At 43.5% G+C, this 12,222-nt stretch carries 11 protein-coding genes; 7 read left to right on the plus strand and 4 right to left on the minus strand.

Features of this window, described 5'->3' with window-relative positions; all coding sequences use genetic code 11:
• The first annotated feature begins 140 nt into the window (after positions 1-140).
• Positions 141-860, plus strand: a complete 720-nt coding sequence (locus tag Q5H80_RS19690) for a glycerophosphodiester phosphodiesterase family protein (RefSeq protein WP_304569808.1) — start codon at positions 141-143, stop codon at positions 858-860.
• A 181-nt stretch (positions 861-1,041) separates the two neighbouring features.
• Positions 1,042-1,779, plus strand: a complete 738-nt coding sequence (locus Q5H80_RS19695; protein WP_304569809.1) for a sulfite exporter TauE/SafE family protein — start codon at positions 1,042-1,044, stop codon at positions 1,777-1,779.
• A gap of 60 nt (positions 1,780-1,839) precedes the next feature.
• Here the strand turns inward: Q5H80_RS19695 and Q5H80_RS19700 are convergent, their stop codons facing one another.
• The 3 genes from Q5H80_RS19700 to Q5H80_RS19710 all read right to left on the minus strand — a co-directional run bounded on the left by Q5H80_RS19700 (position 1,840) and on the right by Q5H80_RS19710 (position 4,085).
• Entirely contained in the window at positions 1,840-2,613 is a 774-nt protein-coding gene (locus Q5H80_RS19700) for a murein L,D-transpeptidase family protein (RefSeq protein ID WP_304569810.1), read from the minus strand.
• Positions 2,614-2,615: 2 nt separating this feature from the next.
• On the minus strand, positions 2,616-3,098 hold the full coding sequence (locus Q5H80_RS19705; RefSeq protein WP_304569811.1) for a GNAT family N-acetyltransferase: 483 nt from the start codon (positions 3,096-3,098) through the stop codon (positions 2,616-2,618).
• A 210-nt stretch (positions 3,099-3,308) separates the two neighbouring features.
• A complete protein-coding gene (locus Q5H80_RS19710) occupies positions 3,309-4,085 on the minus strand; it encodes a glycosyltransferase family 25 protein (protein WP_304569812.1) in 777 nt (258 codons plus the stop codon).
• A 600-nt stretch (positions 4,086-4,685) separates the two neighbouring features.
• Here Q5H80_RS19710 and Q5H80_RS19715 point away from each other — a divergent pair.
• The 3 genes from Q5H80_RS19715 to grxB all read left to right on the plus strand — a co-directional run bounded on the left by Q5H80_RS19715 (position 4,686) and on the right by grxB (position 6,935).
• Positions 4,686-5,666, plus strand: coding sequence for a Gfo/Idh/MocA family protein (locus Q5H80_RS19715; RefSeq protein WP_304569813.1), 981 nt, complete (start codon positions 4,686-4,688; stop codon positions 5,664-5,666).
• 163 nt (positions 5,667-5,829) lie between these two features.
• Positions 5,830-5,991 (plus strand): hypothetical protein, encoded by a 162-nt coding sequence (locus tag Q5H80_RS19720; RefSeq protein WP_009846296.1) that lies wholly within the window; start codon positions 5,830-5,832, stop codon positions 5,989-5,991.
• 311 nt (positions 5,992-6,302) lie between these two features.
• Positions 6,303-6,935: a glutaredoxin 2 gene (gene grxB, locus Q5H80_RS19725; RefSeq protein ID WP_304569816.1), complete on the plus strand. Its 633-nt coding sequence runs from the start codon at positions 6,303-6,305 to the stop codon at positions 6,933-6,935.
• A gap of 103 nt (positions 6,936-7,038) precedes the next feature.
• Here the strand turns inward: grxB and Q5H80_RS19730 are convergent, their stop codons facing one another.
• Entirely contained in the window at positions 7,039-7,872 is an 834-nt protein-coding gene (locus Q5H80_RS19730) for a pyruvate, water dikinase regulatory protein (protein ID WP_304569817.1), read from the minus strand.
• 178 nt (positions 7,873-8,050) lie between these two features.
• Here Q5H80_RS19730 and ppsA point away from each other — a divergent pair, with 178 nt between their 5' ends.
• Positions 8,051-10,423, plus strand: coding sequence for a phosphoenolpyruvate synthase (ppsA, locus tag Q5H80_RS19735; RefSeq protein WP_304569818.1), 2,373 nt, complete (start codon positions 8,051-8,053; stop codon positions 10,421-10,423).
• A gap of 202 nt (positions 10,424-10,625) precedes the next feature.
• Complete coding sequence (locus Q5H80_RS19740) at positions 10,626-11,960, plus strand: MATE family efflux transporter (RefSeq protein WP_304569819.1); 1,335 nt, start codon at positions 10,626-10,628, stop codon at positions 11,958-11,960.
• Positions 11,961-12,222: the final 262 nt, after the last annotated feature.

Genomic DNA, 12,222 nt, shown 5'->3' on the forward strand with positions numbered 1-12,222 from the left:
CACAATGAGTGACAAATCCAATCGACTGCTTTCATTGGCAGAGTCACATCACGGCTATTCGGCTTAACGATTACTCTGGCGTAATCAGGAAAAGTGATATTTAATAAATATTTACGATGCGCATTCAAGAGGGATTAATTATGTCGTCTATCATCGTAGGTCATAGAGGTGTAGCAGGTACTCACCCAGAAAATACCAAAGCAAGCATTGAACAAGCGGCGAAACTCGGCTTGAAATGGATTGAAGTTGATATTCAGCCCACTCAGGATGACCAACTGGTCGTTTGTCACGACCACACGCTTGAGCGCTGCAGCGATGGCAAGGGTCGAGTTGATGAACACACCCTTGCTGAACTGCGTCAGCTCGATTTTGGCAGTTGGAAGTCTGAGCAGTTCGCTGGAGAAAAAATACTGACGTTGGAAGAGTTGCTCGCGCTTGTTGAGCAATATAATCTCAGCGTCAACCTAGAGGTCAAAGTCGATAGCCGACATCAAGCACCTCATGTCGTTGATTTGCTGCACACCGAGTTGATTCATTCAAATCTAGACACCGACAGAGTTTTGCTTTCAAGCTTCAGCCATCAAGTCGTTGCTGAAATGGCTCATCATTTGCCTAGATACCGTGTCGGTGTAATCACAGAGCAACTGAATCATGATGATCTTATGCTCATCAATGAGGTCAAAGCGTTCAGCTGTCACATGAACTATGAACACGTTGATCAGAGCGATCTTGACACTCTCAACGAAGCAAACATTCAAACATGGTGCTACACCGTCAATGATCCGTCTCGCTTCAAACTTCTATCAAAAGTGGATGCTGTATTTACTGATTTCCCGAATCAGTTCAACTCTATAAATTGAGCTCGTAAATACCGCAAAATAGCCCCGATAAACTTTAAAATAAACTCCCGGGATGCCTTAAAATTAACTCTCGGGAAACCATAAAATTAAGTAGCAAACACAAGTGAGTAGGAGTACATTCCGCTACTCGCTTGGTTTCATCGCTCGCTCTATTTAGACAGCTTCATTGGTTACTTAATTTATGGATCTCATCTTTAGTCCAACCTTCCCTATTTTGGGTACAATCTTCATTTTTGCCGCTATTGTTCGTGGCTTCTCAGGTTTCGGTTTCACCTTAGTGGCACTGCCATTGAGTGCGTTATTCGTGCCTGTTATCGAACTAGTTCCCGTTTTCATGCTAATCGACCTGTTAGGCAATATCCAATTACTGCCGAAGGTTAAACATCATGTAAATTGGCGCTGGGTTTCAAAGGTATTTGTCCCTTGTTTGGCCTTCACTCCGGTCGGCCTACTTCTGCTAAAATCCGTTAGCCAAGACACGATCATCTTGATCATCAGTGCCTTCATTTTTGCGTCTGCACTTATGATCTACAAAGGGTTCCAGTATAAAAGAGAGCCTAGATTTGCTCCCTATATTCTAGGTAGCCTTGCTGGAATAATGAACGGCGCAGCTTCAATGTCAGGGCCTCCGATTGGCACACACGCATTGGCAAGCCCAGTTGCTCCGCATATAGCCAGAGCTGGCCTGATTGCATTTTTTGTGTTGGCAGATTCCAGTGCGTTTGTATCGGCATCTATCGCTGGATTAGTCGATCGTGATGTGGTCTGGCTTACTCTAGCACTCTTACCAAGCAGCATGTTTGGCGGTTATGTGGGTTCTAAACTATTCGAGAGATTTGGTGGAGCGAAGTTTAAGCCTGTCACCATTGCATTGTTGATCGTGATTGCAACATTCAGTGCAGGGCGAGTTTTACTATAACGAGCTTGAGGAGGTTTAAAGTCACTCTATAAAAAGAGTTCTGGAAATGGGTGCCAATATCTACCATTCGATATGGATAGGGGTGCCCATTTTTACGAGTTGGATGAACTCATCCATATCTTGATTGGTTAGTGCAATACAACCATCCGTCCAATCAAAGCTTTGAATAAAGCTCGGTGAACGACGCTCACCATTTTTAATACCGTGGATCTTGATGTTCCCTCCAGGGTCGACATCATTTTCTTCAGCCCACTGCATATCCGAAGGTTGCGGGTAGCTGATATGTACCGAGCGGTGAAAATCCGATTCTTCCATCACATAATCGAGCTGGTATTCCCCTTCAGGTGTTCGGTTGTCTCCTTCAAAACGTTTATGCCCTTTCGGTTGTTTGCCTAATGCAATACGAAACTCCTGAATGACCTCATCACCCTTAAGTAGGTACATTCTACGTTTCGATTTATCAACTTTGACTAAAGTAACCACTTGCGACAGAGAGTCTGCCTCAGAAGAGGGACCTATTAGAGTGTAAAACTGTTCAGAAGAGCTTTGAGGGGGACGTTTAGGTGAACCTTGAGAAAGCTGAGCAACCTTTTCATCAGAACCACTTTTAAGAACATCATCCACAATAATCACATGTTTGGAATTTGAGATCACTGAAGAGCTTGAGTTAGAAGAAGACGTTGAGACACGCTGAGAGTGAGCAGGTTTCGACTCGAATACAATGGTTTCGATTGCCGTCGCGTCAGAAATTATCTTTTCAACCACAACCTTTTCAGCTTGCACACTCGAAGCGACAAACAGTAAACACAGTGATAAAGGCAACAATAGACGCACCTTTAGCTCTCCTCAAAGCGCATGGACATGGTTCGTGATTGAGTTTCCATGCCTAACGACTCATAGAAACCCTTAGCTTGCTGATTAAACTCCATCACTTCTAACCTAAGCTCAATAGCACCGCTTGCTTGCGCCCACTGATTAAACGACTTCATCAACGCTCTGCCGACGCCTTGACTCTGAACCTGATCGTTTACCACAATCGTATTCACTCGTGCTATTTTGTGGGACTGAATGAAGCTTACCCCTTTATTCTGCGTTACCTTCCCCGCCAAGAAGCCAACAACCTGTTGAGCGTCAACCGCAACTAAGAAAGTGCCAACCGGATCAAGCATCAATCCCAACCAATATTCTTCACTATCAGCCAAGCCATGAGAAGCGGGAGCAAATACCATAGGAGCACCAAGATGATGTTGACGATTTATTTGCATAGAGAGCTCTAAGATCGAGCTAATATCAGTTACCTTGGCGTTCCGGATTTGCATATCACTACCTTTTAAATTCAATAACACCTTAGCAAAAATAGCTTAGCTGTGCACCGTCCTACTCTTTTAACAAAATTTTCGAGCTAGAACTTGATGCCACTAATTACATGACACGATAACGAAGAACAGCTCCCAATTGGGAGCTGTTCTTATATCTAAATCTTGGTTCGTTCTAAACGAATGAAGTAAAATCAATCAGATAAAAAACGATCAAAAGCCGTTAAACATTTTAGGTCTGCTTTTTTTGATTATTACGGTATAGGTCAAATTGAACAAACCATTCATAGCGACATCTCTAAACTTACTTAAGAATTTTAGAGTTTTAATACGGAGTGATTTTTTAATACGGAATGTTCTTTCTCCGATCACAGAGTCTGCAGCCCCTCCAGTTAAACCAGCAGGAGAGACACCATAAGTTGGTTGTTTATGAAGCCATACATTTCTAATGAAGACATCAACTGGGTAGAGGAATCGATCGCTTTTTTCTATAAATGTTTTTGCCACATGAGGGGTGATCATATAGGCAGTCATACATAGCGGTGTTTTAATATGTCGCACTAGACTTTGTTCGTCATCTAGGTTTTCAACAACATAGTTATACTCTCTTTTGTTAGAATAATTTTCTAACCGAATATAACCACACTCTTCAATATGTTCACTGGCGTGTTGGACCGTTTTTTCGAATACATCAACATCAACCATTACATCATCTTCAAAGATAATAATCGGCTGATTTAGTTCAATACACTTTTCCCATGCCAAATAGTGGCTACTGTAACAACCGATTTCACCAGGAACAGCGACCCTTCCATTCAATGCATAAAAGGCTGCTTCATCATAACGATTCATCAAAGGGTGGTCTTTAGATAAGCTAGCATCAACGCCACTCAGCTTTTCTATTTCTAATTTCTTAATATTTAAAAGTTGTTCTTGGCTAGATAAAAATCGCTCTGACTTTCGCTCCAACGAAATGATGATAGACTTCACAGTAAAAAACACCCACTAATAATTTAACCCATAAGAAATTAATATAAATATCAACAAAAGTAACCCCCCTATTTCTCATAATTCGAACCAATCTAAAACAAATGTTGTTCATTATTCCAATTATGTTCAACTTCGTGACTCTGTAACGTAAATTGGTCCCAATCGATAACATTTTATTGTCTTAAAATGTTATCGATTACTAAACACAATGATATTAAAGCACCATAGGTTAATTACGCGACTGCATATAAATACAATTGCACAGCTATTCAACTTGTATAATATTCCTTAAGAATTGACGAGAAAATATAATCAATAGATCTTCATTCTTTGGATATTGAATCTTTTATATTAAAACACTTCCAATAAACCACCAATTGAGAGAATACAATCGTTCTCTGAAACTAACCTGCACCTCTCACCTCCTAACCAGCACAACAAAAGACTTTATTACGGAGCTCCGCATGCTCAGGTATGGACGAGTTCATATTAATATTAGGCAAAAAATTTTAGGGAATTGTTCCGCAAATCTCAGAAACAATGCTAGCCATTGAGTGCTACTATCTTCATAGAATTAATATACTAACTATTGGATACCTTATGATTAAGTTCGCTGTAATTGGAACCAATTGGATTACACAGAAATTTGTTCAAGCTGCTCATGAATCACAATCGATGCAATTGGTTGCAGTTTATTCACGGAACTTAGACAGCGCGGCACAGTTCGCCCAAGAATTTGACGTTGAAACGACGTATGACTCACTCGACTCATTGGCAAATGACAACACAGTTGAAGCCGTGTACATCGCTTCACCAAACTCACTGCACTGCGAGCAATCTATCTTGATGATGGAATACGGCAAGCATGTCATCTGTGAGAAGCCTGTCGCATCGAATATTGAAGAAGCAACACACATGTTTGAGGTCGCTCAGAAGAACGGTGTGGTGCTGTTTGAAGCGTATAAATCTCAGTTTCTACCGAACTTTGAGCAAGTTCAGCTCGGCTTAAAAAAGATAGGTAAAGTGCATAAAGCGCACATCAACTACTGTCAGTTTTCATCACGTTACCAGAAATACCTAAACGGAGAGAACCCAAACACCTTCAACCCAGCTTTCTCTAACGGTTCATTAGTCGATATTGGCTTCTACTGCGTAGCCGCGACTGTTGCTCTGTTTGGTGAACCTGAGAATGCGCAGGCTTCGGCAAAGCTACTTGACTCAGGTGTGGATGCGCATGGTTGTGCGATCTTCCAGTATCCAGAATTTGATGTAACCCTTGCGCACTCTAAAGTCAGCGACTCTTACGCACCAAGCGAGATCCAAGGCGAACAGGGAGCGATCATCATCGATCACATTGCAGAATGCACCGACGTTAAGATCTGCTATCGTGATGGCACGGTAGAAAACCTTACTCAAGCACAAAGCGAAAACTCCATGAGTTACGAGGCCCAAGCCTTTGCAAACTGCATTGCTGGTGACAAAAACACACAAGCTCAAGCCCAACTGCGTGCTTTAACCGTTGCCAAGTTAATTACGGAGATGCGTCAACAAGTTGGTGTCGTTTATCCTGCCGATAAATAACATCACTGCTAGCTTAACCAACTGATTTTTAAGAAATGCCTATTTATACATAACCAAATTTAATCTTTACGACAAATAACCGGATTAGTTGATTGAGGTACCATCTGTTTAAATCCTCGTTCGATATCTGTCGTATTTATTTATTTTATTGAAGGTGTGTAAAGTGTTTTCAGTTGATGATCGCGTTGTTGCAACAAAAGGTGTTGAGCTAGGTGAAATGGTAGTAATTGGCCTAAGTGCTGGTGGTGGCTACGTTCATGTTACAACAGTAGAAGGCGCAATAATGACGCTTACTTACCCAGCAAAAGACCTTAAAAAAGCATAGTTTAACCGCTCCGCTCTTTTAGTAGTCACTCTGCTAAAGGTAACAAAATTGAGGCTTTGGCTGACTTCATTCTTCTGCATTAGAGTGAGCAGCCAGAGCCTTTTTTGTGCCTGAAATTCCTCTCCGCCCTCCCGTTAGTTTACTCATCACAGTAAAATCGAATCCAACGAACAATCAATTTGTCAAAGGGTAACGACACCACATACTTATTATTGCCAAATACTGATTTTGAGCTAGCGCTTATTGTCAGCGGCAGTTTCTGGTATATTAGCATTATCTTATACTTGTAATGACCATAAATGAGGGAAGCTATGAAGCTTTACATTTACGACCACTGCCCTTTCTGTGCAAGAGTTGCCTACATTGCTCAATATCTCGGCTTGAACATCGAACTTGTTTCTGTGGATTATGATGACGCCCAAACCCTTATCGATCTGATCGGTAAAAAAATGGTGCCTGTATTACAAAAAGACGATGGTTCTATCATGGCCGAAAGCCTAGACATCATTGCTTATTTCATGGATTTGAAATCAAATGATGAGCAACGTGAACCTTCAGAGCAGGCTACTCTTTTCCAAACCCGCTCTTTCCCTCTAACTCAACAGATTGGACGCCCACGTTGGTGGAACCTCGACTTGGCTGAATATCGCTCGGCTGGAGCCAAAGAAGCTTGGCGTATCAGTAAAGAGACCGAAGGCTTTAACTTTGAAGAGCTCTTAGAAAAGACCCCACAATACGTTCAGCTGATTAACCCATTACTGAAAGATGCAGAGCTTCTATTGGAGCTAGAGAATGGTGAATCATCGCTACCTTTGGTTGATCAAGCTCTTTATTTCTCAATGCTTCGCGGTTTCTGTGTCGAACCAAGTATTGCTTGGCCACCAGCACTTGAACATTGGATCGAAAAACAAAGCAAAACGCTTAGCATCATGCTGCTTCGCTAATTTGTTGAGTCGTTAACAGTTAACAACCAGCTAAAAGAAAAATCGAAGCTCTCCGAACCATTGTCCGTACGAGCTTCGATTCTTATGACTCAATTGTCTTTTTCTACAACAAGCGCCTTCTCAACCCTGTACGTTCCAAGATTCGTGTCGAAATCTCTTCAACAGACAGTGACGAGGTGTTGATGTATGGAATGGCTTCACGTCTGAACAAACCTTCTACCGTTTGCAGCTCATACAAACATTGAGAGTCACTAGCGTACTCACTGCCTGCTAAACGGTTCTCTCGAATTTCGGTCAGCCTTTCCGCATCAATCGTCAAACCAAACAACTTATGGCGATATATCTCAAACTCCGGTAACAACCTTAAGCGAGCAATGTCATCATGGATGAATGGGTAATTTGCTACTCGCAAACCAAACTGCATTGCCATGTACAAGCTTGTTGGGGTTTTACCGCTTCGAGAAACACCCAACAAGATGATATCGGCTTCTTCCAGCCCTTTCAGCGTGATGCCATCATCATGAGCCAACGTGTATTCAATCGCAGCAATACGGTCGAAGTACTTCACTGAATCTTTATTAACACTACGTGAGCGCTGCAGCTTCGGTTTAGGCGCCATTTTCGTATCATCTTGCACTTTCTGCACGATGCTCTCTAACACGTCATAACAATGCGCAGGCGCATCTAATAACTTAAGTTTTATCTCCGGAATCACAATCGAGAAGAACACCAAAGGCTCATGCCCTGTTGCTAGATATGAAATCTCGATCTCTTTCAATAACTCAGAAAGTTTGTCTTCACTTTCGACAAACGGGAAGGTTTTTTCATTAGCTTCGAATGGGAATTGACCTAGAACAACATGCCCTAAAGTCTCACATGTTATGGCCGTTCCATCAGAAACATAGAATACATCACGACTTTGGATATCAATTTGCATTTTTTATTTAATGTTTAAAATTATTTTGAGTAGGATGGGAACCATAATATATATAACGAAACCCTGCTGACTATTACGTCCCCCACAGCTTTAGAAAATAATTTACATTTTTTTAAACTGACACGTAATCGTTTGCCTTTAAATCCCTACAATGCTTGCTATGTTTCTGGAGAAATAAATGCAAAATAACACCCTATGGTTCAATGGCCTTTCCATGGAAGATGTCGACAAAGTCGGCGGTAAGAATGCTTCACTTGGAGAGATGGTCTCTAACCTAGCCAACGCTGGCGTATCAGTACCTAATGGTTTTGCTACCACCTCTTATGCGTTTAATAACTTTCTTGACTACAAAGGTCTTGATGAGCGCATTCACCAACTCCTTGATGAACTTGATGTTGAAGACGTTGACGCACTGCGTAAGACAGGTGCAACAATTCGACAATGGGTTCTAGATGCACCCTTCCCAGAATCACTAGAGCAAGACATCCGTGATAACTACCGCGAACTGATTGAAGGCAACGAAGAATTGTCTGTTGCGGTTCGTTCATCGGCAACGGCAGAAGACCTTCCAGATGCTTCTTTTGCAGGCCAGCAAGAAACCTTCCTTAACGTGAAAGGTATCGATGCGGTTATCGAAGCGACCAAACACGTCTTCGCTTCACTGTTTAACGACCGCGCTATCTCTTACCGAGTACACCAAGGTTTTGACCACCGAGGTATTTCACTGTCTGCGGGTATCCAGCGCATGGTTCGCTCAGACAAAGCCTCTTCAGGCGTCATGTTCACTCTTGATACTGAATCAGGCTTCGACCAAGTGGTCTTCATCACCTCTTCTTGGGGTCTAGGTGAAATGGTTGTACAGGGCGCTGTGAACCCAGATGAGTTCTACGTTCACAAGCCAATGCTAGAAGCAGGTCACTACCCGGTCGTTAAAAAAACGTTTGGTTCTAAGTTGATCAAGATGATCTACTCAACCAATCAAGAGATCGGCAAGCAAGTTGATATCATCGACACCGATACTCAAGAGCGTAACGAGTTCTCACTGAACGACGAAGAGATCAAAGAGTTAGCGAAACAAGCGATGATCATCGAGAAGCACTACCAGCGTCCGATGGACATTGAGTGGGCAAAAGATGGCATCGACGGCAAGCTGTACATTGTTCAGGCTCGTCCAGAAACCGTATGTTCTCAAAGCGACCAAAACGTTATCGAGCGTTACGAGTTAAACAACAAGGCGGATGTCTTAGTTGAAGGCCGCGCTATCGGTCAACGTATCGGTTCTGGCCCTGTTCGCTTAGTTGACTCTCTAGACCAAATGTCACTGGTTCAAGAAGGCGATGTACTAGTAACCGACATGACAGACCCAGACTGGGAACCTGTGATGAAGAAAGCGTCTGCTATTGTGACAAACCGTGGTGGCCGTACTTGTCACGCGGCAATCATTGCTCGTGAGCTCGGTATCCCTGCAATTGTTGGCTGTGGTACCGCGACAAGCAGCCTGAATGACGGCAACACCGTAACAGTGTCATGCTCAGAAGGCGAAACAGGCTACGTTTACAACGGTGAACTCGATTTTGAGATCAAACGTTCTGAGGTTGATGAGCTACCAATGCTGCCAACCAAAGTAATGATGAATGTGGGTAACCCAGATCGCGCCTTCGACTTCGCTCAAATCCCGAACGAAGGTGTTGGCCTTGCTCGTCTTGAATTCATCATCAACAAGATGATCGGTATTCACCCTAAAGCTCTGTTGAACTTCGATGAGCAAACGGATGAGATCAAAGCAGAAATCAACCAGCGCATTCGTGGCTACAAAGATCCGATCGATTTCTACGTAAGCAAGCTAACGGAAGGCATCGCGACAATCGCTTCTGCATTCTGGCCTAAGCGTGTGATCGTACGTATGTCTGACTTCAAGTCGAACGAGTACAGCAACCTTGTTGGCGGTAAAACGTTTGAACCACATGAAGAAAACCCAATGCTGGGTTTCCGTGGTGCATCTCGTTACATCTCTCCAGTATTTGAAGACTGTTTCGAGCTTGAAACTCAAGCACTAAAACGCGTTCGTAACGAGATGGGACTGAAGAACGTTGAAATCATGATCCCATTCGTGCGCACCCCGAGCGAAGCAGCATCGGTTATCGACATTCTGGCTAAGTTTAACCTACGCCGTGGCGACCAAGGTCTGAAAGTCATCATGATGTGTGAGCTGCCATCCAATGCGATTTTGGCTGATGAGTTCTTGAAGTACTTCGATGGCTTCTCTATCGGTTCAAACGACATGACACAGCTGACACTTGGCCTAGACCGAGATTCAGGTGACGTTGCGCACTTATTCGACGAGCGTAACCCAGCGGTTAAAGCGATGCTGAAAATGGCAATCGATGCAGCAGCTAACGCAGGTAAGTACGTGGGTATTTGTGGCCAAGGCCCATCTGACCACGACGACCTAGCTGAGTGGTTAATGGAGCAAGGCATCAGCTCTGTTTCGTTGAATCCAGATACGGTTATCGACACATGGCTGAAGCTAGGCAACGTTGCTAACAAGTAACGCTTAGCGTCAACAAGTAGATATAGAGTCAACAAAGCCAGTCATCGCGACTGGCTTTTTTGTTCACCGAAAACCAACAAAGATAACCTGCCTATCATAACAAACATTGGTATCGAGCTGACCTTACGTTATCCTTTACGCAATTCTTCATTGAGAGGTTTGTCACCACAACAAGCCTAACTTCAAGACCGATAAGAGTGTTATGAATTCTACTACCGCAACTCCCTCGACTTCTCTTGGCAGACAACTCTATACAATGACATGGCCAATGCTGTTTGGGGTACTTTCCCTAATGAGCTTCCAGCTTGTAGACAGTGCTTTTATTGGCCAGCTGGGCGTGCTACCGCTCGCTGTTCAAGGCTTCACGCTTCCAATTCAGATGATCATCATTGGTATTCAAGTCGGGCTAGGAATCGCGACGACCGCGGTAATCGCTAGAGCCATTGGCGCGAATGAAACGCGCTACGCTAAGCAGCTTGGTGGATTAGTGATTGCGATGGGCAGCGTGAGTGTCGCGCTTTTCTCCGTCATCATTTACCTGTTGCGTGGGCCAATTTTACAGTTGTTGGATGCGCCACCAACGGTATTGCCAATCATTGACTCTTATTGGATCTATTGGCTAGTCAGCTCTTGGACAGGTGCACTGCTCTACTTCTTCTACAGTGTGTGTCGTGCCAATGGTAATACCATGCTGCCCGGCTCAATGATGATCGCGACCAGTATCATCAACCTAATATTGGACCCGATTTTTATCTTTACTCTCGACATGGGCATAAATGGAGCCGCCATTGCGACCATCTTGGCGTTTGGTGCGGGCATCTTTATCGTGGCGCCCAAAGTGACCAAGAAACATTGGATGACGTTCGACTGGCACGATCTCGATATTGGTAAGAGTGTTCGTTCCATTGGTAACATCATGGGGCCTGCGATGATCAGTCAGCTGCTGCCACCTGTTTCATCAATGTTCGCCACTAAGCTGCTTGCTGGCTATGGCACAGCTGCCGTTGCAGCTTGGGCACTGGGTTCGCGTTTTGAATTCTTCTCGATTGTCGCCGTGCTAGCACTAACGATGTCGATGCCTCCGATGATTGGCCGCATGTTGGGAGAGAACAACCTCAACAATATACGTAAACTCGTTAAGATTGCGGTAATGTTCGTATTGGGTTTCCAGTTGGTGATAGCGCTGTTGACTTGGTTATTCTCTGGCGGACTGGCAAGCCTAATGACCAGTGAAAGCGAAGTCTCGACGATTTTAAACTATCACCTACTGATCGTACCTATTAGCTTAGGGCCATTAGGAATCTGTATGCTGATGGTTTCTGTCTCGAACGCTCTGGGTAAGTCTTACACCGCCTTGACGATTTCAGTGCTGCGCCTGTTCGCTTTCTTCTTGCCTTGCTTGTGGGTTGGCTCTCAACTTGCTGGTATTGAGGGCCTATTCTGGGGCGCTATGGTAGGTAATGTGCTTGCCGGAACATGTGCATGGTTTATGTGTCAGCACGCGCTAAAGCAAGTCGAGCTTAGACTGCGAGACTAATAATCAAACTGAACACTCAAAATAAATAAAGCAGCGACTTCAGCTGCTTTTTTATGATCTACGCTCTAGTTTACATCCTAACGAAAAGCTATTTTGCCAATTTAATTCTCTAATACGACCTTGTTTTAATTAACCACCTACCTTTACTCACCATTACATTTCCCAAGTAAATGCCTGGTTGTCATACATTTAAAATGCTAATCAATCCAATTTTTTGACTCTCCTTATAATTTGTCCTAGATCATCAAAGAGTTCAAAAATG

Source organism: Vibrio sp. SNU_ST1, from assembly GCF_030563405.1.
In the GTDB taxonomy this organism is placed as follows: domain Bacteria; phylum Pseudomonadota; class Gammaproteobacteria; order Enterobacterales; family Vibrionaceae; genus Vibrio.

Bases quoted from the DNA above. Each gene is read 5' to 3' on its own strand.
- Q5H80_RS19690 (WP_304569808.1), top strand. From the start codon at position 141: ATGTCGTCTATCATCGTAGGTCATAGAGGTGTAGCAGGTACTCACCCA.
- Q5H80_RS19695 (WP_304569809.1), top strand. From the start codon at position 1,042: ATGGATCTCATCTTTAGTCCAACCTTCCCTATTTTGGGTACAATCTTC.
- Q5H80_RS19705 (WP_304569811.1), bottom strand. From the start codon at position 3,098: ATGCAAATCCGGAACGCCAAGGTAACTGATATTAGCTCGATCTTAGAG.
- Q5H80_RS19715 (WP_304569813.1), top strand. From the start codon at position 4,686: ATGATTAAGTTCGCTGTAATTGGAACCAATTGGATTACACAGAAATTT.
- grxB (WP_304569816.1), top strand. From the start codon at position 6,303: ATGAAGCTTTACATTTACGACCACTGCCCTTTCTGTGCAAGAGTTGCC.
- Q5H80_RS19730 (WP_304569817.1), bottom strand. From the start codon at position 7,872: ATGCAAATTGATATCCAAAGTCGTGATGTATTCTATGTTTCTGATGGA.
- ppsA (WP_304569818.1), top strand. From the start codon at position 8,051: ATGCAAAATAACACCCTATGGTTCAATGGCCTTTCCATGGAAGATGTC.
- Q5H80_RS19740 (WP_304569819.1), top strand. From the start codon at position 10,626: ATGAATTCTACTACCGCAACTCCCTCGACTTCTCTTGGCAGACAACTC.